Source organism: Flavobacterium sp. MDT1-60 (assembly GCF_014844035.1).
GTDB lineage: Bacteria > Bacteroidota > Bacteroidia > Flavobacteriales > Flavobacteriaceae > Flavobacterium.
In genome coordinates, this window is record NZ_CP062159.1 from 2,350,396 (window position 1) to 2,376,726 (window position 26,331).

Below are 26,331 nucleotides of genomic sequence, written 5' to 3' on the forward strand. Positions count from 1 at the left end.
TGAGTAGCTATTCCGAAAGGGGAGTTTTTTTAAAAGATCAATCAAAATGAACACTATCAAAAATAAAATAACAGGACTGTGCATTTGCATGTTTATGGTTTCCTATAATCATCAGGCGCAGACCAAAAAAGCTATTCCAAAGTCTTATACTCTTGAAGGAAATATCAAAGGACTTGAAGACGGAATGGCAGTAAAATTAATTCCAGGTGCTACACATTTATCTGAGGTTGCAGTTGCCGAAACAACTATTAAGGAAGGCAAATTTTCTATTACAGGAAAACTAAATGAACCTCGCTTATTTTATGTTTCGTTTGGAAAAAACAAAGGATCAATTCCGGTTTTAGTTGAAAATTCTAAAATAAAACTAACAGCTGAAGCCGAAGTTTCAAAGGAAGACGGAAGAATCAATTTTAAAAATGAAGTTGTTTCAGGATCAAAATCACATGATTATTATAAAAAAGAAACTGCATTTAAAGAACAATTAAACAAGGACTACGTAGAATATCATAAAGGTACGGAGGAATTAGGAAAATTATATTCGAAAGCAAGAGTGGCTGGTAATAAAAAAGTAACGGATTCTATTGGTAATACACCAGAATGGAAAGCTTTTGAAGCAAAAGAAAAAGCATTTTTTGCAAAAGTACAATCAAGTTCAGAGAATTTAATAACAAAACACAAAGCGACCTGGTGGGGACCTTTTTTCATGATGACGCAATACAGTTATTTCACTCCGGATCAAAAACCGGTTTTTGAGCAGTTTTCAGAAGTAGCTAAAAAAAGCTACTATGGACAATTAGTAGATAAAGACTTGAATCCTAAATCATTAATAGGAACCAGTGTTGCCAATTTCAAACTAAACGATAAAGACGGTAAACCACTTAGCGTGAAAGAAATCGTGGCAGGAAAAAAATATATTTTAATTGATTTTTGGGCTTCATGGTGTGCACCATGCCGTAAAGAAATTCCGAATTTAAAAACAGCTTATGCCAATTATGCTGAAAAAGGATTTGAAGTTTTAAGCATTTCCATAGATAAAGACGAAAAAGCGTGGCAAAAAGCATTGGCACAAGAAAATATGCAATGGCCAAATTTATATGATGATGATAAAGTGAGTAAAGCATTTAATGTAAAAACAATTCCGGCTACCTATTTAGTAGATGGGAAAGGTATCATCATCAGTGATAATTTAAGAGGTGCAGCATTAGAAGAAAAATTAAAAGAATTACTAAAATCATAATCTGGTTTTATTTTTAAGATTTGCAATGATGATTGTATGTGGTGAAAAAATAAGCTCAGATTGGAAGATTAAAAAGATTAAAAAAAATCTGCTGAATCTGCTAAATCTGCGAGAGAAAAAAATAAACACATAGATTCTATATGTTGAAAAATGAATACAAAGTTTTACAAATAAAAAAATATCAAACAATGAAAAACACAGTATTAAAATTAGGTTTATTGACAGTAATGCTGATAAGCACGATAACCTCTTGCTCTAAAAAAGAAGAAGGTTATACTATTAACGGAAAATTTACAGACGTAAAAGACGGAACTGTTTATTTGGAATTTACAGATGGTGATAAAACAATCAAAGATTCGGCTAAAATTGCAGAAGGTAATTTTACTTTCAAAGGGAAAATAGCAGAACCTTTATTGTACACCATAAAACTAAAAGGCTCAGATTATGGAACAGCATTTTTATTAGACAATGAAACGATTACTTTCGAGGCTAAAAAAGATTCAATGTATCTGGCAAAAGTTTTGGGGGCAGTCCAGGATTCTATTTACAAATCTTTTTATAAAAATGAATTCAAAAAGATTTCAGGATTGGCGGGACCCGTTTATAAAACTTCCGATTCTTTAACACAAAATGGAAAAGTAAAACTTACTGCAGAACAAAAAGTGGTAATGGATAAACGCTGGGCAGATTTACAGGCTTTTGCTGATGGTTTAACAGATAAATTCATCAAAGGACACAAAGATAAACTGGCAGCAGCATTGGTTATTGATGAACGAATAGTGACTTATGGAACTCCGGAAAAAGTAAAAGAATATTATGCAATTCTGACTCCGGAAATTCAGAAATCATTTTATGGAAAAAAACTAAAAGCAGCAATTGATCTTAATGATAAAACTGCTGTTGGAGTTAGAGCTCCTGAATTTTCTCAAACAGATGTAAACGGAAAAATCGTAAAATTATCTGATTACAAAGGCAAATATGTTCTCGTTGATTTTTGGGCAAGCTGGTGCGGTCCGTGCCGAAAAGAAAATCCAAATGTGGTTTTGGCTTACAAAACCTATCATGATAAAGGATTTGATGTTTTAGGAGTTTCTCTTGATGATAAAAAGAAGCTGTGGGAAAAAGCAATCGAAAAAGACGGTTTAACCTGGACACACGTTTCTGATTTAAAAGGATGGAAAAATGAAGCAGCTGTTTTATACTGTGTAAAATTAGTTCCGACAAATTACTTAATTGGGCCTGACGGAAAAATCGTTGCGAAAAACCTTAGAGAAGCTGAACTTCAATCAAAATTGAAAGAAATTTTCAGTAAGTCATAATTAATTCTTCCTATAAAATATAAAACGATTGTTGTAGCAATGATCGTTTTATATCCCTATTCATAAATTTCATAATCACAAAAAATGAAAAAATACATCTTTCTGGGCTATTGCTCACTAGCTTTCTGCACCCTGATTTCAGCGCAGGACAAATCTGAAAACTTTAAAAAAATCAAAGAATTAGGTGGTATAGAGGAATATTTGTACCAGCCAAACGGAATGAATGTTTTGCTTTTGCAGGATAACGCTTCGCCGGTTGCCACCGTTCAAATCGTATATCGTGTAGGTTCTAAAAATGAAGTTTTAGGCAACACAGGCTCAACGCATCTATTGGAGCATTTAATGTTTAAGGGAACCCCAACTTTTAATAAAAAAAGCGGAACTACAATTACTGATGTACTTCAAAATACAGGAGCACAGCTAAATGCAACAACCTGGTACGACCGAACCAATTATTTTGAAACACTGCCAAGTGATAAGATTGGATTGGCACTACAAATTGAAGCCGACAGAATGCGCAATTCTTTATTACTGAAAGAAGATAAAGAGGCTGAAATGACAGTGGTTCGCAATGAATTTGAACGTGGCGAGAACGACCCAAACAGTTTATTGGATAAAGAAATCTGGGCATCGGCTTATATTGCACATCCGTATCATCATTCTACAATTGGATGGAAATCGGATATTGAAAAAGCGCCAATTGAGGTTCTGCGTAATTTCTACAATACCTATTATTGGCCTGATAATGCGACTTTAACCATTATTGGCGATTTTAAAAAAGAGAATGTCTTTGAATTAATCGAAAAGTATTTTCGAGGAATTACAAAAGCGCCAAACGCAATGCCTCAGCCTTATACCGAAGAGCCTCAGCAATATGGACCTCGAAAAATTATCATAAAAAAACCGGGAGAATTAAGCGTTGTGAATAAAGCTTATAAAATTCCGGGAGCTTTACACGAAGATTTGCCGGCATTAAATATTCTGGGCGAAATTATCGGATCCGGACCTTCGGCAATTTTAAATAAAACTTTTGTTGATACGCGTATGGGGATTTATAGCTATGCGAGTGCGACAAATTTTAAGGAAGTTGGTCTTTTTACTATTGGCGTTGGTTTTCCAACCACTTCAAAACATGAAGATATCGATGCTAAAATAAGTGAGGTTGTTGCTAAAATTCAAAAAGATGGCGTTACACAGGATGAGGTAAATCGTGTGGTAGCTAAAATCAGTTCGCAAACAATTTTAGCACGTGATGGTTCCGGTGTTATTGCATCAGAACTGAATGAAGCAATTGCAGCAGGTGACTGGACAGATTTTGTTACAGGAGTTGACCGATTGAAAAAAGTAACTCCGGCAGATGTTCTTCGCGTAGCACAAAAATACCTGTTAGAAGATCAAAGTACAACAGGATATTTTATTCCAAAACAAAGTGGTGCTCAAGGTCAGGATGCAGCGCAGGCAAATAATTTCATTCCTGAAAATGGTCCGTTTTATTACAGACATCCGGAAGGTGGAGATTTGCATGAAGAAGCTGCATCAGCTGTTTCATCGGAACAAAAAAGCAGTACTACAGAAATTGCTTTAGATGAAAATATAATCGAAAAAAACGCTTCTTCATACAAAAGAGAAAAAGTAGCCGGAATTGATGTGGTTTCAGTAAAAACTTCGGCTAAAGATTTCGTAACCGTTGCTGCCAGTATTTCGTTAGGAAATTTTGTCAATGAAAATAAAAATCCAATGATTTCGTCTTTAACGGCGTCAATGCTGTCAAAAGGAACCACGCTTAATGATAAGTTTAAATTCTCTGAAAAACTTCAAAAATTGGGTGTGAACTTAAATGTAAATGCTTCTGTAACTAAAATAAATATTGGTTTTAAATGCCTGAAAAAAGATTTAGATCAGGTCATTACATTATTGGCAGAAGAGTTAAGAAACCCATTATTTGATGCTAAAGAATTCGAAAACCTGAAACAGCAGTTTATCGGAAATAAACAGCAAAACTTAAATGATCCGGGCGAAAGAGGCAGTATTGCCTTGTCTCAGGCAATTTATCCAAAAGGAAATCCAAATTACAGTTTAAGTGTTGAAGAAGATTTAGCCAATATCAAAAATGCAACCCTTGATGAGATAAAGGCGTTTCATAAAAAATATTTCGGTCCTGCGTCAATGCATTTAGTAATTGTGGGAGATACAGATGGAGCGAATTTGAATACCTCTTTAAAAAAATCATTTAAGAATTGGAATGGTGGTGTTTCAGAAGCTTTAAAATTTGAAGAAGCAGCAAAAGTATCTTCCAAAACAGAAGTGATTACCATTGCTGAAAAACCAAGTGCCGAATTATACATTGGACAATACTCAGGTTTAAAAAGAGCTGATGCCGATTATATTCCGTTTTATATTGCAAATTACACTTTAGGAGCCGGTTTTGCAGGTCGTTTGATGCAGACAGTTCGCGATAATGATGGTTTAACATATAGTATTTCATCAGGAATGGGAGGAAATATCACTACCGGAGGATACTGGATGGTGAATGCATCTTTCAATCCGTCTTTATTCCAAAAAGGGCTGGATGCCACAATGGTTCAGGTAAATAAATGGGTAAATGATGGTATTACACAGACAGAATTAGAGAACAAGAAAACCAATTTAATTGGAAGTTTTAAAGTGGGTATGTCGACAACAAATGGTATGGCCAGAACTATTTTGAGTTTTGTTGAAAGAGGTTTAGAGCCAAATTATATTGAACAATATCCAAAAGATATCGAGAAAGTGACTTTGAAACAGGTTAATGATGCGATAAAAAAATACATTCAATTAGACAAAATGATTATCATTAAATCCGGTTCGCTTGATAAAGATGGTAATCCGTTACAATAAATTTAATAATAGTCTTTCATTATTTCATTTTTAGAATCTGAATTAGTAAGCAAGTTTCTATGAAAGACTTTTAAGGGCTGTCGGCAAGCAGCTCTTTTTAAAAAACATAAACTAAACAAATGAAAAATTTTTTAATTGCATGGTTATTACTTCTTTCGGGAAGTATGTTTGCCCAAATGTACAATCCGGTAAAATGGACTACTTCCGTTGAAAAAACATCAGATAAAGAATATATTTTAAAAGCCGAAGCTGCAATTCAGCCAGGCTGGCATTTGTACGGGCAATATATTGAAGAAGGAGGTCCATCGGCGACAGCTTTTACCTTCAAAAATCCAAAAAAGAACTTTGATTCAGTGGGAAAAACCGAAGAAGGAAAAGGACATGAAGTTGTGGATAAAATTTTCAATATGAAAATCAAATATTTTGAAAAGAAAGCGCTTTTTTCGCAGAAAATAAAATTCAATTCAGACGAAATTACCACTATTGCAGCAGAAGTTGAATTTATGGTTTGTGATGACAGTAATTGTTTGCCGCCATCATCTGAGGAATTATCTTTTAAAATTCCGAATGTTAAAAAATTGGCTGTAGCCGAAGAAAATGCAATTGTCGATAACAATACAATTTCAGAAGAAAGTCAAGTCGTTAGCAAAGAAGGAAAAGTTGAAAAAGTAGTTGTAAATTCTGCGAAAAAAAATGAATCAAGAGGTTTAATAAGCATTTTTATCATTGCATTTTTATCTGGTTTTGCCGCTTTGCTGACACCTTGCGTTTTCCCGATGATTCCAATGACGGTAAGTTATTTTACCAAACAAAGTAAAACTAAAGCCGCAGGAATCAGAAATGCTTTAATTTATGGATTTTCAATCATCATTATCTATGTTTTATTAGGTTCAATTGTAACCGCCGTTTTTGGTGCCGATTCGTTAAATGCACTTTCGACGAATGTTTGGTTCAACCTTATTTTCTTTATTTTATTAGTTGTTTTTGCGGTTTCTTTTTTAGGAGCTTTCGAAATTATGTTGCCAAATGCACTCGCCAACAAAGTTGATTCTCAAGCCGACCGTGGTGGATTAATTGGAATTTTCTTTATGGCTTTAGCTTTAGCCATTGTATCTTTTTCATGTACAGGCCCAATTGTGGGAACCTTATTGGTTGAAGCAGCTTCAAAAGGCGGGATCGCCCCAATTGTTGGAATGTTAGGATTTTCAACGGCAATTGCATTGCCTTTTTCTTTGTTCGCTGCTTTTCCGGGCTGGCTGAATGCCTTGCCAAAATCTGGCGGCTGGCTGAATACCGTAAAAGTGGTTCTTGGTTTTTTAGAATTGGCTTTGGCCTTCAAATTTTTATCCAATGCGGATTTGGTTCTGCAATTGCATTGGCTGGAAAGAGAAGTGTTTTTAACGATTTGGATTGCTGTTTTTGGTGTTTTGGCATTTTATTTATTCGGGAAAATTACGCTACCTCATGATTCTCCAATTAATCATATTTCAGTTGGGAGATTGACTTTTGGTCTTTTGATCTTGAGTTTTACCATTTATTTGATTCCCGGACTTTGGGGAGCACCTTTAAAATTAATCAGCGGTTTTCCTCCGCCAATGCAATACAGTGAATCACCGTATGGAGTTGGGGCTGCTAAAAATACAGAAAAAACACATACTGAAAGTTTGCCGGAAGGAGCAGAGCTTGGTCCCCAGGATATTATCACTTTTCATGATTACGAAAAAGGAATCGAATTTGCCAAAAAAGCAGGAAAGCCTGTCTTGCTTGACTTTACAGGATATGCTTGCGTAAACTGCCGAAAAATGGAAGAGCTGGTTTGGTCTGACCCAAAAGTTTTAGGCATTTTAAAAAATGATATAGTTCTGATTTCTCTTTATGTGGACGATAAAAAAGAACTTCCTGAAAGTGAGCAATATGTTTCTGAAACAACAGGTAAAAAAATTAAAACTGTTGGAAACAAATGGAGTGATTTACAAATCAAAACCTATAAGGCAAATGCACAGCCATTTTATGTAATTGTAGATCATAACAATGCTAATTTGACAGCACCTTCTGCTTACAATCCTGATATTGAAAATTATTACAATTGGCTGAACACAGGGATTAAAAATTTTAAGAAATAAGCTGTTTTAAAAGAAATAAAGTAATGGATGCTATTCTGAACAAAACTGAATTAACCCAATTAGAGCAATATTTTTCGAAGTTTAGGAAAAATATAATTGGAGTGAATCATACTTTCGAATCGGTTTACGGGAAACAAAAGATGTTGTACTCCGACTGGATTGCCAGTGGAAGATTGTATATTCCGATAGAAGATATTTTACGGAACAAAATTGGCCCTATGATTGCCAATACACATTCTTTTTCAAGTGAAACAGGCAAGGCTTCTACGTATGCCTATCAACATGCCAGATACTTAATCAAAAAACACGTTAACGCTAAGGAATCGGATATTTTGGTTACAACCGGAACCGGAATGACAGCGGCTTTAAACAAGCTGCAACGCATTATGGGATTGCGTTCTGTGGATAATATTTATAATGTTAATCTGAAATATGATGATGAAAGACCTGTAGTTTTTATCACACACATGGAACATCATTCGAATCAGGTTCCGTGGTATGAAACTATTGCAGATGTGGTAATTTTGCCGGCTGGAGAGAACAATTTGGTTGATTCCAAAATCCTTTCAGAAGAACTAAAAAAATACGCTCATCGAACTTTAAAAATCGGTTCTTTTACAGCTTGTTCAAACGTTACCGGAATTATTACGCCGTATTATGAATTGGCAAAAATCATGCATCAAAACGGGGGATTTTGTTTTGTTGATTTTGCGGCTTCAGCACCGTATATCAAAATCGATATGCATCCTAAAGATCCAGAGGAACAATTGGATGCTGTTTTCTTTTCTCCCCATAAATTTTTAGGAGGTCCGGGTACTTGCGGGGTTTTAGTTTTTAATGAAAAGTTATATAAATCCAGTTTTCCAGATAATCCTGGTGGCGGAAATGTAAAATGTACCGATCCCTGGGGCGGCTATCATTATAGTGATGCTATTGAAATTAAAGAAGATGGCGGAACTCCGGGTTTTTTGCAAGTAATAAGAACAGCTTTGTGTCTGGAGTTAAAAGAACAAATGGGAATTGAAAACATGAAAAATAGAGAAAGAGAGCTTCTTGAACTTTGTTATTCTGAACTTCAAAAAATAGAAGGTCTATCAATTTTAGGAGATTTAAAAACGGAAAGAATTGGCTGTGTTTCTTTTACGATTGAAAATATCCATTATAATTTAATCGTCCGACTTTTGAATGATCGTTTTGGAATCCAGGTTCGTGGAGGCTGGTCCTGTGCCAGTACCTATGCCCATTATTTATTTGATATTGATCAGCTGGAATCTACAAAAATGACAAACGAATTGCTTCAGAAAAACCTAAGCAATAAACCGGGCTGGGTGCGAGTGTCTTTACATCCGACAATGACCAACGAAGAACTTTTGTTTATTTGCGATGCAATTAAACAAGTAGCTTTTTATTATGAAGAATGGCAGGAAGTGTATCAATACAATCCTAAGAATAATGAGTTTGAAAGTATTATAAATCAGGAAACAATTGCCGAAGATGTAAAGGAATGGTTTTGTATGGATCAAAACATTTAAATTCAAAAATGATTTAGAAGTATTGAATATTAATTTTATTATTATAATTGAAAATTTATTATGGGATTTGGAGACTTCTGCGTTCACGAAAAGCCACTCAATTTGAGTGACTTTTTTGTTTTGTATTGATTTTAATGTGTATAGCTGTTTAGCAGGTAAGGAACTTCTTTAAAAAGCTTATATTAAATAAGTGGCTCATGGATGCCTTCTACAAAAATTGGCTTATATTTTATTAGAATTGCTTTCCAGTCTTTTCAAAAATAAGTGTCATAGTATCCGGGTCTAAGGCGGTCATATCTACTAATTTTAATGATTTTACCATTTTTAAGGTTGTGGTTTTATAATGCTGAAAATGGGGTGTCTGCAAATGAGATTTATAGGATTTTTGATTAGCATATATCTCTATTATCCTAATCTGAGCAGGATTTTCTTTTTGAAACATAGGGTAAATTGCAATGACTCCTGCTTCAAGTTTTACTGATTCTGAAGATTCTTTTTCGAGTATAGTTTTGTATTCTTCTAAATATTCAGGAATAATTTCGATTTCAGAAATTCTTACGAGCATATCAGGTTCAATAATTGGTGTAACAGGCTGACCAATGGCATTTCTTAAAATATTGGCTTGTGTTTTTCCTGCTGTTTTTTCGATAATAGTGGTAAGTTCCAAAAGCTGGGCATCTGTTATCCCGGTATTTTTACCCATAAATAGATGTGCTTGGAGCTGTGGCTCAACTCCGGACATTGCAGCGAGTGCAGAGATAGTTACAAACTCTCTTTGGCGGAAATCCAACACATCACGATTAAAAATATCTGCAAACAAATGTTCTTTTAAAAAAGTATCTATTACAGGAGCAAAAGCAGCGGCACCTGTTTTTGGACCTGTTTCTTCTTTACCCGTTAATTTTTGCAGATTCTCTTTTCCTGATTTGTATTTTTCAGTTACAGAAGCTGTAGAAGCATCTTTACCTTCAGTATCTTTTATGCCTTGGGATTTTCTTTCTTCGAGAACAGCCATTAACGAGTTGATAGCATTTAAGCTTCGGGGAAATCCACAATAGGCATAAAGTTGCACCAAAGCTTCTTTTATTTCATTTATAGTAAGTCCGGCTTTAAGACCAGTATTTATGGCAGGTTTTAATTGTTCTAAATTTCCTGTTGCTGTAAGTGCGGCAATAGTTGCCATGCTTTGCTGATGTGTATTTAAGACTTGATCTTTTTATTGTTGTCTTGTGCATTCATTGTATTGAGAATTATGAAGAAAGTGAATAGGTATCTATAGTTTCTAAATTTCTTATTGATCATAATTGTGCTGATTTAAAAATTAATATTTTAAGAATTTCAGTTAAGGAGAGACTTATACTTAAGTATCGTATAAAACTGATTTTAGCTATTACAAATTTCAGGATTGTAAAGGACCTGATTTTATACAGATGTATTTACCATTTTTACTTATTTTGAATTCGAATCTTCTAAACTTCTGCAGGATTAACTTCCTGGAAAATTTTCTTCTTGTGGTTTAGACCCCAATCTTTCATAGCATAGATTATTGGGGTTAAGGTATCCGCATAGGGTTCCAGGCAATAGGAAATTTTGACAGGATAATCGTGTGTTATAACCCTTTTGATCAATTGGTGCTGTTCGAGTTCCTTAAGTTCCTTAGACAGCACTTTGGGAGTTAGTCCCGGAATACTCTCCTGGATTTCCGTAAATCGACTGTTGCCTACACCGACTGAAATAATAATCGATAATTTCCATTTTCCATTAATTACTTCCAGTGTGTCCCGCACTGGCTTAACGGTATTTAAGCACTCACAGTAAGGTTTCTTTTTCGGCATAATAAATTGTTTATTTCGCTTTCCTTTGGGAAATGACTATACAAAGGAAAGTAATTTTGTTTAATTTTGCAATACGATTTAATAGTAAAATAGTAAAATAGTGAGAATATGAAAATAGGAATAATAGGTACCGGTGCAATAGGTGGTACGATCGCAAAAAAAATGGCGGCAGCTGGTCATGAAGTGAAAGTGAATAATTCAGATCAAGGTGATAAATTAAAGGCTCGTGCTGAGGAGTTAAGTGTTGCAGCTGCAAGTATAAAGGATGTTGTAAAAAATGTAAATGTTATCATTTTATCATTGCCAACCATAGCAATCCCAACTTTACCTAAAGATTTGTTAGCAGACGTTCCGGAAAATGTAATTGTGGTAGACACATCAAATTATTATCCATTCCGTGATGCCGACATTGAAGAGATCAAAAATGGAAAAGTGGAAAGTGTTTGGGTATCTGAACAATTAGGGAGACCGGTGATAAAAGCCTTCAACAACTTATTGGCAGAAACACTGGCAAGTGGCGGAAAAGAGTCAGGTTCTGAAGACAGAATAGCAATGGCTGTCGCAGGTAATGACAAAGAGGCAAAAAAAATAATTATGGGATTAATTAATGATGCCGGTTACGATGCCGTTGACTCTGGCAAACTTTCTGAATCCTGGAGACATCAGCCGGGAACTCCTGCTTACTGCACAGAACTTACTGCAGAAGAATTAAAACAGGCACTTTCTGATGGAGTAAAAGAAGAAGCACCTTCCTTAAGAGATAAGGCTATTGCTGATCTTTCTTCCCTGCCTTCATATCCATCACATCCAGATGTAGTAGAATACAACAGAGGGTTATTTCAAAAAAATCCTAAGTCTAATAAATTATAAAGATCGAACTGCAAAATCCCTCTCAATAAATGTGATGGGATTTTGTTTTTTTATATTTCATTATGGAAACATCGGACCACAGCCATAGCCAAATTTCGTAAAAACGTTTCATTATTGCCTACTTATGTATCACAATCGCTATAATTAATTGGCAGAACTTTGTACTTATAAATATCAAAAATAATATAATGGCAAAAACAATTTTTATAACAGGTGCATCCCGTGGATTCGGGAGAATTTGGGCAGAGGCATTCTTAAAACGTGGCGATAATGTAGTTGCGGCTGTTCGTAATCCTGAAACACTAACCAAACTAACCAAAGAATTTTCATCAACCCTATTGGTGCTAAAACTGGATGTTACTGATAGGAGCGCAAGTTTTGAAGCAATTGAAACTGCAAAAAAGCACTTTGGTACCATAGACGTATTAATCAACAATGCAGGCTTTGGACACATTGGGGCTGTTGAGGAATTAAAAGAGCAGGACGTAAGAGCGCAGTTTGAAACTAATGTACTGGGGTCATTATGGACTATTCAGGCAGTTTTGCCTATTATGCGTGAGCAAAATTCCGGACACATCATTCAACTTTCAAGTGCCTTGGGATTGAATACTGTATCGTTAATGGGACTCTATAGTGCAACCAAGTTCGCAGTTGAAGGGCTCACTGAAACCCTGGCTGGTGAAGTTACCGGATTTGGCATTAAAGTGACCATAGTAGAACCGGGAGGTTTTTCCACAGATTTCTTCGGTAACACTTCTCTTGCATTGAGCGAATCAATAGCAGATTACGATGGTATAAGAAAAGATTTTTATGAGCACGCTAAGGAACAGGATTCGGGAAACCCTGCAGCAACTGCTAATGCTCTTTTTAATTTGGTAGATTCGGAAAACCCTCCATTAAGACTGCTGTTGGGAAAAACTGTTTACCCTTGGGTAAAATACACTTACGAAGAACGACTGAAAATATGGGAATCATGGCAGGATGTTTCTGTAGCAGCACATGGATAATAGAGTTTAAATTGACAGAATCTGAATTTGCCGGATTCTGTTTTTAAAATTGAGAACAATGAAACATTTCAAAAAAATCAGCGATCTGCATGAAGCTCTTGGTGTAAAACCTCCGGAGAACCCACTTTTTAGTGTGGCATACGGTGAAAGGGACACTTGCAACGGTAATAGTATTCTTGAATTTTCATCAGAATTTTACATAATAGGATTTAAAAAATTAAAATCCGGCAGTATGCATTATGGAAAAACAAAATATGACCATGACCTTGGCTCCATGTCGTTTGTAAAGCCCCAGCAGAAAGTGGTTTTTAAAAATGTAGAACTAGAGGAAAAGGGATTCCTAATTATTATTCATGAAGACTTTTTGCCGGGAACAGTACTTTACAACGAAATCAGGAAATATAGTTATTTCGATTATGAGGTCAATGAGGCATTACATCTTTCACCTGCAGAAGAGGATATCATCTGGAATTTGTATTTCAGCATTGAAAAAGAATACCATAATAATACTGACGAACTAAGCAAAGCTATAATTGTAAGTCATCTGGATTCCATGCTTAAATATGCACAGCGCTTTTATAAAAGACAGTTTATTAACCGTAAACAACTAACCGGTTCTACAGTCACAAAATTTAATGCACTGCTGGCTGCTAATTTTGAAGAAAGAAAAACAAAAAACATAGGATTACCAACGGTATCCCTGATGGCAGAGAAGCTAAATATATCTTCCCGCTATTTAACCGATTTGCTCAAACAAGAAACAGGAAAGACGGCATTAGAACTTATTCATCTTTTTTTGATTGGTGAGGCAAAAAACTTATTGACCGAAAGAGAACTAAATATATCTGAAATTTCACATTTACTTGGTTTTGAAAATACAACCTACTTTTCACGCCTGTTTAAAAAAGAAGTAGGTCGCACTCCAAATGAATTCAGAGGAAATATCTTAAACTAACAAATATAAATCTTATAAAACAGTAAGAGAAAGCCTCTCTGTAATTTTATCTTAAAACCAGGGCGATGCAATCAAACAGCGCCAATAATGACATTTAAAAATTAATATACAAAAAAATGAAACGTACAGCAAGAGCTTATTGGTCAGGTACTATAAAAGAAGGCAACGGTGAATTGACCACCCAAAGCGGAACCTTAAACAAAACGAAGTTCAGTTTTAAAACTCGTATTTCTGAAGACGTAAAAGGCACAAATCCTGAAGAGTTGTTAGCGGCAGCACATGCAGGTTGTTTTACGATGGCTGTCAGTTTTGCATTAACAGAGAAAGGACTGGATCCAACATCATTAAATACAGAAGCTACTTTGTCAATGGAGGGTTTTGATATAACAGGAATACATCTTTCAATTACAGGTTCTGTGTCGGGAATTAGTGCCGATGAATTTGAAACCATTACAAAAGATGCTGAAAAGAATTGCTTAATTTCCAAGGTTTTAAATATACCAATACATTCAGAAGCACATTTTATTTCTTAAGAATTTAACCTGAAAAAATCCTTGAGACTTGTCTGATAGTTAAGTTTATAAAGAAAATGTGTAGGCTGAGGTCTAAATAACGAATTAATTTAAAAATACATAAATATTAAAAAATAACAAGAAATGTCAAACAATCAAAATAAAATAGCATTAGTAACAGGTGCAAGCCGTGGACTTGGTAAAGATTCGGCTTTACAATTAGCAAAAAAAGGATTTGATATCATCCTTACTTATCAAACCAAAAAAGAATTTGCGGACGAAGTGGTAAAAGAAATTGAAACTATTGGACAAAAAGCGTTTGCATTGCGTTTGGATATTTCCACAACTGCAGGTTTTGACCAATTTGTAACTGAAGTAAGAGGTGTTTTAGATACTCAATTTTCTTCTGCAAAACTAGATGCAGTGGTAAACAATGCAGGTATCGGAATCAATGAAAGTTTTGAAACAACAACAGAAGAAATTTTGGACGCAATGACAAATATCCATTTCAAAGGGCCGTATTTCTTAACACAAAAATTGTTACCATTACTGAATGATGGAAGCAGCATTGTGAACACGTCCTCTGGTTTGGCAAGATTTTCTTTTGCTGGATATTCCGCTTATGGTGCAATGAAAGCGGCAGTCGATTCATTATCAAGATACCAGGCTTTGGAATTGGGAAGCAGAAAGATAAGAGTCAATTCCGTTGCTCCGGGCGCCATTGAAACTGATTTTGGTGGCGGTGTTGTTCGTGATACTTCAGATTTGAATAAATATTTAGCTTCTGAAACAGCTTTAGGAAGAGTTGGTTTGCCGGATGATATTGGAAGTGTGGTAGCATTCCTTTGTTCCGATGATTCCAAATGGATTAACGCGCAACGTATAGAAGTTTCCGGTGGATATAGAATATAATAGACTTTTAAATAAATTAGAAAAACTCATTCGATTAATTTTGAATGGGTTTTTGTTGTAATTAGAAGAAAAGAAAAGAAAGAAAACTAACTTTAATGCCAAATTTAGAAACTATATAAATGTGTAGGCAATAATCAATAATTTGACGATAAAAAAAATAGCAGAACCGAACCCATTACTGCTAGCGTGCAACCTTGTTTTTATATAAGTTTAATGCCATCGGCTTCCATTTTTTGTTTATAGATATCTTATTACTGATTTGTGTAGATGAAATAAAAGTTTAATTTTACCTTTACGTTTATATATATCCTTCTTACTTGTCATTACAAAATAATCCTTCCTAATTATTTTGACAAGTTGCCTGTTCCGGAAGGTACTGTAAAAATCTTTTTTTATTTACATTAATTCTTAGTTTCATGTATCAATTTGTAAAATATATTTTGATGCTTATTATAGTATCATTAAGTTTAGTTTCCTGTAGACAAAAACAAGGAGATAAAATAAAAGTCGGGTTTTCTCAAGCTATGGCTACTGACGATTGGCGCAAACAAATGAATAGTTCGATAAAAATTGAAGCTTCATTACGACCTGAAGTTGATCTGACCATTAAAGATGCTGATAACAATATCGAGAAACAAATCGAAGATATTGAAAGATTTATATCTAATAAAGTAGACGTAATTATTGTATCTCCAATTCAATCCAAACCCTTAACTGCAGTTGTCGAAAAATCGATAAAAGCCGGAATTCCGGTTCTTGTTGTAGATCGTAAAATTGACGGCGAAAATTACACCGCTTATCTTGGAGCCGATAATATTGAAATTGGAAGAATTGCTGCCCGATATATTATTTCGCACAGTAAAGGCTCTGGTAAAATTATCGAAATTACCGGTGCAAATGGTTCATCTCCAGCGTATGAGCGTAGTCTTGGATTTGAACAGGTAATCAATGAAAACAAGCGTTTCAAAGTCGAAAACACCATTCATGGCGATTGGGAAGGAGAATCTGTTAAAGCACCTTTGAAAGCGATTCTATTGCAAAATCCGGATGTTGAATACATTTTTGCCCATAACGATCGTATGGCATTAAGTGCTTGGGAAACAGCTAAAACTGTTGGATTAGAGAAGAAAATTAAATTTATTGGTGTTGATGGATTGAATACCGTGAATGGCGGAATAGAATTGGTAAAAAGTAGTGTTTTAGACGGGACTATTTTGTATCCCACAGGAGGAAACGAAGCGTTGAAATTGGCTCTTAAAATGTATAATAAAGAACCGATTTCTAAAAATAATATCCTAAACACTATTGTTATTGACAAGAATAATGCTGAAATTATCGAGAATCAAATGGATAAAGTTGATCAGCAGCAAGCCGTTATCGAGTCACAGCAAGGAGCAATAAAAGTACAGGAAAGAGAATATGCTTCACAAAACAATCTGGTTCGGTTACTGAGTTTTTTCTTAGTGATTATTTTGAGTTTGACGATTTACAGCATTTACTCGACTATTTCTATTTCAAGAAAGAAAAAACAGCTCGAAAGAATTAATCAAACGGTAATCGATCAGAATAATGAAATTCAGGAAATGGCAAAAATTGCTGAGAGAAGCAATGAAGCAAAATTGAATTTCTTTACCGGACTTTCGCATGAATTTAAAACGCCCATAACTTTGATTATGAGTTATGTGGAGTCGTTAATTGAAAATGAGAAAATCAAAGGAACCGCGCTTATTGATGAGGTGAAACTGATTCATAAAAATTCGAATAGATTATTGCGATTAATAAATCAGTTATTGGATTTTAGAAAAATCGAAGAGCAAAAATTTACATTAAGAGCTTCAAATACTAAGATTTATGATTTTACAAATGAAGTAATGACGAACTTTAAAGGCGAAGCAGCCCGTAGAAATATTGATTTTCAGCTTACCTGCAAAAACAAAAATCTGGAGTTGTTTATTGATAGAGGATTAATGGATAAAGTATATTTCAATTTGCTTTCTAACGCTTTCAAATTTACGCCTGACAACGGAAAAATAAGTATTTCGATTGTCGAAAATCAAGACAACACAGTTAAAATTAGTTTTAAAGATTCTGGAATCGGGATACCTGAGAATGAATTGTCTAATGTTTTTAATCCCTTTTTTAGAGCCTCAAATAATAATAAAAACAGCTCAGGCATTGGACTTCATTTGTCAAAAGAATTTGTACTATTACATCAGGGAATAATCGAATTGAAATCAAAACAAGGAAGCGAGTTTGTGATTACGTTATTAAAAGGAAATAGTCATTTACAGCCTTCTGAAATTATCAACAAAGCTGAAAAACTAAATATAACGCCAAATTTAATAGCAGATAATCTTGATATTGAAGCTGATATAAATGAAGCACACGTAATTTCTGATTCAGAAAAACATACGCTTTTGGTTATTGAAGACAATATCGATTTGGTTACTTTTTTAAAAGCTAAATTATCGAACGAATATGTGGTTCATACTTCAGACGGAAGCGATGCTATTGAGAAAGCAATGGAAATTGTTCCGGATATCATCATTTGCGACATTAATTTGGTAGGCAAAGACGGTTATGAAATTAGTAAAGAATTGAAAAAGGATTTAAGATCTTCGCATATTCCAATTATTATTTTAACGGCGCAAAGTAACAAAGAATCTGTTTTAAAAGGATTGCAGAGCGGAGTTGACCAATATCTTACGAAACCTTTCAGTCTTTCGATTTTAAAACAATCTATTTCGAGTTTACTTTTCAACAGAGAAAAACTACGTTATTATTACACCAATAATATTTACCGTGTTGAGCCTGAGTCTAAATTTGGTAATCAGGAACAATCATTTATTACTAAAATGAATGATATTATAAAGATGAATGTTGAAAATCCTAAATTCTCTGTTGAGGATTTAGCTGATAAACTTGGTGTTTCCAGAGTTCAGTTGTATCGAAAGGTAAAAGCCATAATAGGGATTAATATCAGCGATCACATTAATAACGTAAAATTGGAGAAAGCGGCAGAGCTTTTAAAGTCCAATAATATGAATATTTCTGAAATTGCATACTCGCTTGGATTCTCTTCTCCAAACTATTTTTCTACAGCTTTTAAGAATAAATTTGGAATTTCACCAAAGGAATACAAATCTTCAAATTGATATTGGTTTAAAATTGATACAATTCGTGTATCAATTTTAAACCTAATGTAACAAAATCGAAACTACACGGTTTTCGTAAATATATTTTAGATTCTGTAAAGCCTTATAAACAAAGGTTTTATAGTTAAAGTATTAAACCATCAATAATTATAGAATTAAATTGTAACATCATTAAAAATAAGTTGTTTTTTTTGCGAATATCTTAGCAACAAGTTTTTAATACATCTACAATGAATAAGATATTGATTTGGTCTGTTACTGCTGCACTGGCAGGTTTTCTATTCGGTTTTGATACCGTAGTTATTTCTGGAGCTGATAAACAATTACAGCTTCTTTGGCATTCTTCTGATGCTTTCCATGGATCTGTTGTTATGGCAATGGCACTTTGGGGAACCGTTGTAGGTGCTATTTTTGGAGGAATCCCAACCAATAAAATAGGTCGTAAAAAAACACTATTCTGGATCGGGATCTTATATTTCATTTCAGCTGTAGGTGCTGCTTTTGCAAATGATCCATTTGTATTTGCTGCTTTCCGTTTTATTGGAGGTTTAGGTGTTGGTGCTTCTACTATCGCTGCTCCGGCTTATGTTTCTGAAATTGCTCCTGCAGACAAACGCGGACGTTTAGTAGCCTTGTATCAGTTTAATATTGTACTCGGAATTTTAATTGCTTTTATCTCAAACTACTTTTTAAAAGATATTGGAGAAAATGCCTGGCGTTGGATGGTGGGAGTTCAGGCGATCCCCTCTTTTATTTATATTCTTTTTATACTTACAATACCGGAAAGCCCAAGATGGTTATTATCTAAAAACCGTGATGAAGAAGCGCGTAAAGTATTATTCAAAATTGATCCGTCAGCAAATCTTACAGATATAATGGACGACTCGAGAGAAAATGGCGTTACCAGACACGAAAATATCTTCATGAAAAAATACCGTTTTCCGTTAATGCTTGCTTTTTTAATTGCATTTTTTAATCAGTTTTCGGGAATCAATGCCTTTTTATATTACGCGCCAAGAATTTTTGAAGAAGCAGGTTTAGGACAAAACACAGCTTTATTAAGCAGTATCGGAATCGGGATTACAAATCTTATCTTTACTTTAATCGGAGTGGCATTAATTGACAAATTAGGAAGAAAGTTGTTAATGTACATTGGTTCTATTGGATATATTATTTCTTTAGGATTGGTCTCTGCTTCGTTTTATTTCAATTGGGGAGGATTATCAGTACCAATTTTCCTTTTCTTATTTATCGCTTCTCACGCCATTGGCCAGGGAGCTGTTATCTGGGTTTTCATCTCAGAAATTTTTCCAAATCACATTCGTGCTTCAGGACAGGCTTTTGGAAGTTCGGTGCACTGGGTTTTAGCAGCAATTATTCCATCTTTAATTCCGATGTTATTTTCAGAAATTGGTCCGGAAGTCGTATTCTTAGTTTTTACATTAATGATGGTGCTGCAGTTACTGTTTGTAATTTTTATAATGCCGGAAACTAAAGGAATTTCTTTAGAAGTATTAAGCGAGAATCTAACCAAAAAAAATATCAAAAAAAATGAAATCAAAGAAACATCTACCGCTGGCATTTTATAGTGCTATACTATTATCAATAGGAGGCTGTAAACCATATTCGGTTGTTGCACAAACGACTGCTGTTTCGGTATCAGCTTCTACAGAAGAACAAATGTACCGCCCTAATTTTCATTTTACACCAAAAAAAGGCTGGATGAATGATCCTAACGGAATGTTCTACGCAAACGGATATTATCATTTATTCTATCAACATTATCCTGATGGAAATAAATGGGGGCCAATGCATTGGGGACATGCGATTAGTAAAGATTTAATAAAATGGGAAGAACAGCCCATTGCCATTTATCCGGATAATGACAAATATATTTTTCGGGAAGTTCGGTTGTAGATTCAAACAATACTTCTGGTTTAGGTACCGGAAAAACGGCCCCAATTGTTGCGATTTATACTTTGCATAATATGACAAAGGAAAAAGAAAATAAAATTGATGTAGAGCAGCAGGATATTGCCTATTCGAACGATAACGGTTTTACTTGGCAGAAATTTGAGGAAGGAAATCCTGTCATAAAAAACCCTGGAATTCGTGATTTCCGTGACCCAAAAATGACCTGGGATGAGACCCACAAACAATGGATATTGGTTTTGGCAGCCCAGGACAGAGCTCAGTTTTATAAATCGAAAGACCTTAAAAGCTGGGAATATTTATCTGATTTTGGAAAGAATATTGGAGCTCACGGAGGTGTTTGGGAATGCCCGGATTTCTTTCAGATAAAAGTAAAAAATAGCAATGAAACCAAATGGGTTTTAATTCAGAGTTTAAATCCGGGTGGAGCAAATGGCGGTTCAGGAACACAATATTTTATTGGAGATTTTGATGGAACGACTTTTACATTAGATTCAAATTTTGCCAAAAGAGTAGAACAGGAAAAGGCCGTTTGGATTGATTATGGAAAAGATAATTATGCAGGAGTAACCTGGAATAATGTTCCAAATGCCGGCGGGCGACGATTATTTATTGGATGGATGTCTAATTGGGATTATGCACAACAAGTACCCACTAATGCCTGGAGAAGCAGTACGACAATTGCACGTGAAATTCAGTTAATCAAAAAAGGAACGGACTATAGTTTGGTTAGCAATCCGGTAAAAGAAATCAATAAATATGTTTCTAAAACGATCAAAGGAAAAAATCTTAAAGGAAAAGGAAAACTTTCGATTCCTGAAGCGGAAAAAATTGATTTAACCCAGGCGATTGTCAATTTTAATTTAAAAAACTTAAAACAGGATACCTACACTTTTACACTTTCGAATGCTGCTGGAGAAGCTTTGACTTTCGGGATCAATAATTCAGATCATTATTTATTTGTGGATCGTTCGAAGGCAGGAAAAAATGATTTCTCAGAAAAATTTGCTTCAACAATTACTAAAGCAGCTATAGACAGTAATCTAAAAGAGGGCGTTTTTAAAATCATTTTAGACAAAACATCTATTGAAATATTTTACAATAATGGCGAAAAAGTAATAACGGAAATCTTTTTCACAAACCAGCCATTTACTTCTCTCTCGGTTTCTTCAAACGAAGGAATTGAATTGAGCAACCTCGTACTTAACCAATTAAATATAAACTAACTAAAAACCACTAACCTCATGAAAAGTAAAATTATTTATTTTCTATTTTTCTTCTTTCCAATGCTGATTATGACAGCGCAGGAAAGCGGAATTAAAGGAACGGTAATCTCGTCAGATGACGGAATGCCACTTCCGGGAGCAACCATAATTATTTCCGGAACTAATACCAGTACAGTTACTGATTTTGATGGGAATTTTGCCTTCTCAACCATAGCTTCTGATGCGACATTTGTAGTTTCTTTTATCGGATATGCGCCACAATCGATTCCCGTTAAAGGACAAAAAACATTTAATATAATTTTAAAAGTAGACAACAATCAACTTAATGAAGTTGTTGTAACAGGATATTCAAAACAAAAGAAAACAGATATTACCGGAGCGGTTGCTGTTGTAAACATGAAGGAAGTCATGAAACAGCCGGAGCCAAACCCAATTAAAGCGCTGCAGGGAAGAGTAGCGGGGGTGAAAGTTTCGTCTGACGGATCTCCAAGTGGAGGAAATACAAAAGTGGTGATTCGTGGGGTAGGAACTTTAAACAACACAGATCCTCTTTATGTAATTGACGGAATGCCAACCAAATCAGGAATGCACGAATTAAATTCAAATGATATTGAAACCATTCAGGTTTTAAAAGATGCTTCTTCAGCGAGTATTTATGGTTCTCGTGCTTCAAATGGAGTAATTATCATTACAACCAAAAAAGGAAAAGAGGGTAAAATGAGAATCAATTTTAGTACTTATACCTCAATTTCTGATTATTCCAGAAAACAGGAAGTACTAAATGCCAACCAATTTGGTGAGGCTTTATGGCAGGCGAATATCAACGACGGATTAAATCCGAACAATAATAACCTGCGTTATCAATTTGATTGGTCGGTTAACAATAATAAACCAGAGTTAAACAAAGTTTTGGTTCCTGAATATTTAGATGCTAATCAAACACTGAAAGCTTCTAATACAGACTGGTACGATGCCATTTCACAATCCGGTATAGCAAATTCTTATGATTTATCAGTTTCAAACGCATCAGACAAAGGAAGCTATGTTTTTTCATTAGGTTATTACGGAAGTGAAGGTGTTGTAAAAACAACTGATTTTGAAAGAATCTCGGCCAGAATGAATGGTTCTTATAAATATTTTGACGGTAAGTTGGTTATCGGAGAAAATTTTAGTTTCAATCGTACGAATGAAGTTACAGATCCGGGAGTTTTAGATCCTGCACTCCGTGCTTTACCAATTATTCCGGTACGAACTGTAGATGGAAAAGGCTGGGGTGGGCCAGTTGGAGGAATGAATGACAGGCAAAATCCGGTTCGTCTTTTAGAATATAACAAAGACAATAAATACGATTATTTACGTCTTTTTGGAAATATGTATGCCGATTTAGAAATCATTAAAAACCTGCATATCAAGAGTAGTTTTGGTGTTGATTACGGGTCTTATAAAAAACGCACTTTGCAAAGAAGTTACCAATCTGGTTATTTGCAAAATGATCAGACATCGGTTACAATTGACCAATCGGTGAGTGATAAATGGACATGGACAAATACGGCAATTTATAGCTTGAATTTCGGAAAAAGCAATTTGAATTTAATGGTAGGAACCGAGATGTATAAAGATATTTTTGACACCACAACTTTACGTAAAAATGACTTTTTGATCGAAACACCTGATTATATGTATCCTGATGCAGGAACAGGAGAATCGTTTACAAGCGGAACTTCAACCGTATATTCTTTGCTTTCTTATTTTGGAAAAGCAGATTATGAGTTTGATAATCGTTATTTAGTTTCAGCTACAATTCGTCGAGATGGTTCTTCTCGTTTTGGTAAAAACAATCAATTCGGAACCTTTCCGGCAGTTTCGGCAGGATGGAGAATCAGTAATGAAAGTTTCATAAAAAATAACGCACCGATTATTTCAGATTTAAAATTACGTGCAGGTTGGGGACAAACCGGAAATCAGGAAATTAGTAATACTGCCGTTTACAGTCTGTATTTGGCTAGTTATGCAGGTGGAAGTCCAACCTGGGCTACGTCTTACGGAACAGCTTATGACATTGCAGGGAACGGAAACGGATTACTTCCTTCTGGTTTTATTGCAACACAATCTGGAAATGATGATTTAAAATGGGAAACAACCACGCAAACCAATATTGGTTTAGATTTCGGATTATTCAAACAAAAATTAAGCGGTTCTGTTGATTACTATATCAAGAAAACAGAAGATATTCTGGTTTTACCGCCTTATTTAGGAGTAATTGGCGAAGGTGGAAATCGTTGGGTAAACGGTGCTTCTATGGAAAATGAAGGGTGGGAAGTTTCTTTAGGATACCATGACGAAACCTCATTCGGATTGAAATATGATATCTCTGCGAATATTTCTGCAAACAAAAACAAGATTACAGAATTACCGGATGAAGTGAAAAATAATTACGGAGGAGACGGATTAAATGATAATATTTTAGGTCGCCCGATTAACTCTATGTATGGTTATGTTACTGACGGATTATTTAAAAGTCAGGACGAAGTTGATAACTCGGCCAATCAGGAAGGGAAAGGTCTTGGAAGAATTCGTTATAAAGATTTAAACGGTGACGGAACTATTACGGATAAAGATCGTACCTGGATTGGAAATCCAAACCCGGGTCTGTTGTACGGATTTAATTTAGGATTAGGATATAAAAATTGGGATTTCACCACTTTCTGGGAAGGAGCAAGTGATGTTGAGGTAATTAACAATACAAAATATCAAACTGATTTTTGGAGTGTTGATGACGTAGGTTCTAACAAGGGAACCCGTTTGTTAAATGCCTGGTCTTTGGATAATCCAAATTCTACAATTCCAGCTTTAACAACGGTAGACAGAAATGCAGAATCAAGGTTTTCAACTTATTATGTAGAAAATGGAAACTATCTTAAACTTCGTGTTTTGCAATTTGGTTACAGTTTGCCGAAAGATTTATTGAAAAAATTGAATTTCGACAGTTTTAGATTTTACATCAGCGGACAAAATTTACTGATCATTGATGCTAAAAGTTTCACTGGTGTAGATCCTGAAAATGCAGGGTTTGGATATCCTCAGCCAACGACTTTTACCGCTGGTCTTAGTTTTACTTTATAATAAAAGATTAAATCAAAAAAACATGAAAAAAATAATATATATAACAGGGTTTTTAGTGCTGGGATTAATGGCATCCTGTTCTGATTTTCTTGAAAATGATCCGCGTGGTGTGTTGTCTGAAGAAGATATTGTAACCCCACAGTCGGTAGAAGGATTTATGAATGCAGCTTATGCACAGTTAGGAAATGATCATTATGATTCGCCTTATAGTTTGTGGCCTTTTGGAAATGTTCGCTCTGACGATGCCTACAAAGGCGGAAGCGGAACTAATGATATTCAGGATTTTCACTTTTTTGAAGTTTCGAATAATATCAGACCGGATTTTGGAGAGCTGGATTCTTTTTGGTACATCAGTTATGTTGGGGTTTCCAGAGCAAATAAAGCTTTGAAAGCGTTAGAACAAATTTCAGAAGCTGATTATCCGCTAAAGAAAACCCGTATTGCCGAGATGCGTTTTTTAAGAGGACATTTTTACTTTATGCTTAAAATTATGTTCAGAAACGTTCCTTACATTACTGAAGATATTCCGGTAGAAGAGTATAAAACGATCTCAAATAAAGCACTTTCAAACGAAGAACTTTGGAATAAAATTGCTGAAGATTTTCAGGCTGCAGCCGATAATTTGCCGGAAACACAGCCACAAGTTGGCCGTGCAACTCAAAAAGCGGCTTATGCTTATTTGGCCAAAACCCGTTTGTATCAGGCTTATACGCAAGACGAAACATATAAAGTTACAGGAATCAATCAGCAACATTTACAGGAAGTAATTGCAGCGACCGATAAAGTAATTGGTAAAGCAAGCTTAGAGCCTGATTTTGCTAATAACTTTTTACCGGGAACTTTTGAAAACGGGGCTGAATCGATTTTCTCAATTCAATTTTCAGATAACGACGGAACTTTATACGGAAGATTAAATTTTTCAGATGTGTTATCAACGCCTCAGGGTTTAGGATGCTGCGATTTTCATAAACCAAGTCAAAACTTAGTAAACGCTTTTAAAACAGGCGCCAATGGTTTACCGGAATTTGACACGTATAACAATCAGGATTTTGATTATAAAAATATCGATGCCAATACGGTTGATCCGAGATTGTATCATACTGTTGCCATGCCTGGCTTGCCTTATAAATACGATCCGGAATTTTTATATGTTGAAGCCTGGGTAAGATCTCCGGGAACGTATGGCTATTTTGCTTCATTAAAAGAAAATGTGGCGCCAAGCTGCAGCTGTGTGGTGAATATTGATCCGTTTTATGGAAACTCAAAAAACAGAATCCAGATTCGTTATGCCGATGTGATTTTGATGCGCGCCGAAGCTTTGATTGAATTAGGAAGACAATCAGAAGCTTTACCATTGATCAATCAAATTAGACAGAGAGCTGCTCAAAGTACAGGAAGACTTCCGTATGTGAACAACTTTAAAATCAATACTTATGTTAATGGAGTTAATTGCAACTGGACACAGGATTTTGCACGTAAAGCAATGCGTTTCGAACGTCGTTTAGAATTGGCTATGGAAGGAAATCGTTTCTTTGATTTAGTTCGTTGGGGAGTAACAGATCAGGTACTGAATGACTTTTATGCTGGAGAAAAAACAAAACGCACTTATTATCAGGATGCCTTTTTTGATGCGCATAAAGAAGAGTATTGCCCAATTCCGTTGAAGCAAATTAATTTCAGTCAGGGCTTGTACAAACAAAATCCAGGTTATTAATC

Annotated in this window: 18 protein-coding genes; 16 read left to right on the forward strand and 2 right to left on the reverse strand. The window is 35.0% G+C overall.

All coding sequences use genetic code 11. The features are described from left to right. The first annotated feature begins 46 nt into the window (after positions 1-46). From IHE43_RS10220 to IHE43_RS10240, 5 genes are all read left to right on the forward strand, one after another. A complete protein-coding gene (locus IHE43_RS10220; protein ID WP_192187839.1) occupies positions 47-1,237 on the forward strand; it encodes a TlpA disulfide reductase family protein in 1,191 nt (396 codons plus the stop codon). 188 nt (positions 1,238-1,425) lie between these two features. After that, positions 1,426-2,556 carry a TlpA disulfide reductase family protein gene (locus tag IHE43_RS10225; protein ID WP_192187840.1) on the forward strand — a complete coding sequence of 377 codons (1,131 nt, stop codon included), beginning with the start codon at positions 1,426-1,428 and terminating at the stop codon, positions 2,554-2,556. 84 nt (positions 2,557-2,640) lie between these two features. Beyond that, positions 2,641-5,433: a pitrilysin family protein gene (locus IHE43_RS10230; RefSeq protein WP_192187841.1), complete on the forward strand. Its 2,793-nt coding sequence runs from the start codon at positions 2,641-2,643 to the stop codon at positions 5,431-5,433. 119 nt (positions 5,434-5,552) lie between these two features. Next, positions 5,553-7,556, forward strand: a complete 2,004-nt coding sequence (locus tag IHE43_RS10235; protein WP_192187842.1) for a cytochrome c biogenesis protein CcdA — start codon at positions 5,553-5,555, stop codon at positions 7,554-7,556. Positions 7,557-7,579: 23 nt separating this feature from the next. Then, positions 7,580-9,088: an aminotransferase class V-fold PLP-dependent enzyme gene (locus tag IHE43_RS10240; protein ID WP_192187843.1), complete on the forward strand. Its 1,509-nt coding sequence runs from the start codon at positions 7,580-7,582 to the stop codon at positions 9,086-9,088. 232 nt (positions 9,089-9,320) lie between these two features. On the opposite strand, the gene IHE43_RS23535 is transcribed toward IHE43_RS10240, so the two are convergent. Continuing rightward, complete coding sequence (locus IHE43_RS23535) at positions 9,321-10,271, reverse strand: carboxymuconolactone decarboxylase family protein (RefSeq protein WP_225585455.1); 951 nt, start codon at positions 10,269-10,271, stop codon at positions 9,321-9,323. Between the two features lie 286 nt (positions 10,272-10,557). Beyond that, positions 10,558-10,875 (reverse strand): helix-turn-helix domain-containing protein, encoded by a 318-nt coding sequence (locus IHE43_RS10250; RefSeq protein WP_225585456.1) that lies wholly within the window; start codon positions 10,873-10,875, stop codon positions 10,558-10,560. Positions 10,876-11,031: 156 nt separating this feature from the next. On the opposite strand from IHE43_RS10250, the gene IHE43_RS10255 reads away from it, so the two are divergent. The 11 genes from IHE43_RS10255 (at position 11,032) to IHE43_RS10300 (ending at position 26,329) form a co-directional block, all read left to right on the forward strand. Further along, positions 11,032-11,793: an NADPH-dependent F420 reductase gene (locus tag IHE43_RS10255; RefSeq protein WP_192187845.1), complete on the forward strand. Its 762-nt coding sequence runs from the start codon at positions 11,032-11,034 to the stop codon at positions 11,791-11,793. A gap of 188 nt (positions 11,794-11,981) precedes the next feature. After that, complete coding sequence (locus tag IHE43_RS10260; RefSeq protein WP_192187846.1) at positions 11,982-12,800, forward strand: SDR family NAD(P)-dependent oxidoreductase; 819 nt, start codon at positions 11,982-11,984, stop codon at positions 12,798-12,800. Between the two features lie 58 nt (positions 12,801-12,858). Beyond that, complete coding sequence (locus IHE43_RS10265) at positions 12,859-13,755, forward strand: AraC family transcriptional regulator (protein ID WP_192187847.1); 897 nt, start codon at positions 12,859-12,861, stop codon at positions 13,753-13,755. A gap of 116 nt (positions 13,756-13,871) precedes the next feature. Next, positions 13,872-14,288, forward strand: coding sequence for an OsmC family peroxiredoxin (locus IHE43_RS10270; RefSeq protein ID WP_192187848.1), 417 nt, complete (start codon positions 13,872-13,874; stop codon positions 14,286-14,288). A 123-nt stretch (positions 14,289-14,411) separates the two neighbouring features. After that, positions 14,412-15,179: an SDR family NAD(P)-dependent oxidoreductase gene (locus tag IHE43_RS10275; RefSeq protein WP_192187849.1), complete on the forward strand. Its 768-nt coding sequence runs from the start codon at positions 14,412-14,414 to the stop codon at positions 15,177-15,179. Positions 15,180-15,622: 443 nt separating this feature from the next. Further along, positions 15,623-18,334, forward strand: coding sequence for a substrate-binding domain-containing protein (locus tag IHE43_RS10280; protein WP_225585457.1), 2,712 nt, complete (start codon positions 15,623-15,625; stop codon positions 18,332-18,334). Between the two features lie 230 nt (positions 18,335-18,564). Continuing rightward, positions 18,565-19,923 (forward strand): sugar porter family MFS transporter, encoded by a 1,359-nt coding sequence (locus IHE43_RS10285; RefSeq protein WP_192187851.1) that lies wholly within the window; start codon positions 18,565-18,567, stop codon positions 19,921-19,923. After that, a complete protein-coding gene (locus tag IHE43_RS23865) occupies positions 19,886-20,251 on the forward strand; it encodes a hypothetical protein (RefSeq protein WP_255514052.1) in 366 nt (121 codons plus the stop codon). Before IHE43_RS10285 ends, IHE43_RS23865 begins: the two co-directional genes overlap by 38 nt. Continuing rightward, positions 20,224-21,492, forward strand: a complete 1,269-nt coding sequence (locus IHE43_RS23870; RefSeq protein WP_255514178.1) for a glycoside hydrolase family 32 protein — start codon at positions 20,224-20,226, stop codon at positions 21,490-21,492. The genes IHE43_RS23865 and IHE43_RS23870 overlap by 28 nt, the downstream gene beginning before the upstream one ends. A gap of 18 nt (positions 21,493-21,510) precedes the next feature. Further along, the gene (locus tag IHE43_RS10295; protein ID WP_192187852.1) at positions 21,511-24,615 is read left to right on the forward strand and encodes a TonB-dependent receptor; all 3,105 of its coding nucleotides are present in this window, start codon (positions 21,511-21,513) and stop codon (positions 24,613-24,615) included. A 22-nt stretch (positions 24,616-24,637) separates the two neighbouring features. Continuing rightward, complete coding sequence (locus tag IHE43_RS10300; RefSeq protein ID WP_192187853.1) at positions 24,638-26,329, forward strand: RagB/SusD family nutrient uptake outer membrane protein; 1,692 nt, start codon at positions 24,638-24,640, stop codon at positions 26,327-26,329. Positions 26,330-26,331: the final 2 nt, after the last annotated feature.

What these genes read in the sequence shown, in the direction of transcription:
- IHE43_RS10220 (WP_192187839.1), top strand. Translation starts at nt 47, where the DNA reads ATGAACACTATCAAAAATAAAATAACAGGACTGTGCATTTGCATGTTT.
- IHE43_RS10225 (WP_192187840.1), top strand. Translation starts at nt 1,426, where the DNA reads ATGAAAAACACAGTATTAAAATTAGGTTTATTGACAGTAATGCTGATA.
- IHE43_RS10230 (WP_192187841.1), top strand. Translation starts at nt 2,641, where the DNA reads ATGAAAAAATACATCTTTCTGGGCTATTGCTCACTAGCTTTCTGCACC.
- IHE43_RS10235 (WP_192187842.1), top strand. Translation starts at nt 5,553, where the DNA reads ATGAAAAATTTTTTAATTGCATGGTTATTACTTCTTTCGGGAAGTATG.
- IHE43_RS10240 (WP_192187843.1), top strand. Translation starts at nt 7,580, where the DNA reads ATGGATGCTATTCTGAACAAAACTGAATTAACCCAATTAGAGCAATAT.
- IHE43_RS23535 (WP_225585455.1), bottom strand. Translation starts at nt 10,271, where the DNA reads ATGGCAACTATTGCCGCACTTACAGCAACAGGAAATTTAGAACAATTA.
- IHE43_RS10255 (WP_192187845.1), top strand. Translation starts at nt 11,032, where the DNA reads ATGAAAATAGGAATAATAGGTACCGGTGCAATAGGTGGTACGATCGCA.
- IHE43_RS10260 (WP_192187846.1), top strand. Translation starts at nt 11,982, where the DNA reads ATGGCAAAAACAATTTTTATAACAGGTGCATCCCGTGGATTCGGGAGA.
- IHE43_RS10265 (WP_192187847.1), top strand. Translation starts at nt 12,859, where the DNA reads ATGAAACATTTCAAAAAAATCAGCGATCTGCATGAAGCTCTTGGTGTA.
- IHE43_RS10270 (WP_192187848.1), top strand. Translation starts at nt 13,872, where the DNA reads ATGAAACGTACAGCAAGAGCTTATTGGTCAGGTACTATAAAAGAAGGC.
- IHE43_RS10275 (WP_192187849.1), top strand. Translation starts at nt 14,412, where the DNA reads ATGTCAAACAATCAAAATAAAATAGCATTAGTAACAGGTGCAAGCCGT.
- IHE43_RS10280 (WP_225585457.1), top strand. Translation starts at nt 15,623, where the DNA reads ATGCTTATTATAGTATCATTAAGTTTAGTTTCCTGTAGACAAAAACAA.
- IHE43_RS10285 (WP_192187851.1), top strand. Translation starts at nt 18,565, where the DNA reads ATGAATAAGATATTGATTTGGTCTGTTACTGCTGCACTGGCAGGTTTT.
- IHE43_RS23865 (WP_255514052.1), top strand. Translation starts at nt 19,886, where the DNA reads ATGAAATCAAAGAAACATCTACCGCTGGCATTTTATAGTGCTATACTA.
- IHE43_RS10295 (WP_192187852.1), top strand. Translation starts at nt 21,511, where the DNA reads ATGAAAAGTAAAATTATTTATTTTCTATTTTTCTTCTTTCCAATGCTG.
- IHE43_RS10300 (WP_192187853.1), top strand. Translation starts at nt 24,638, where the DNA reads ATGAAAAAAATAATATATATAACAGGGTTTTTAGTGCTGGGATTAATG.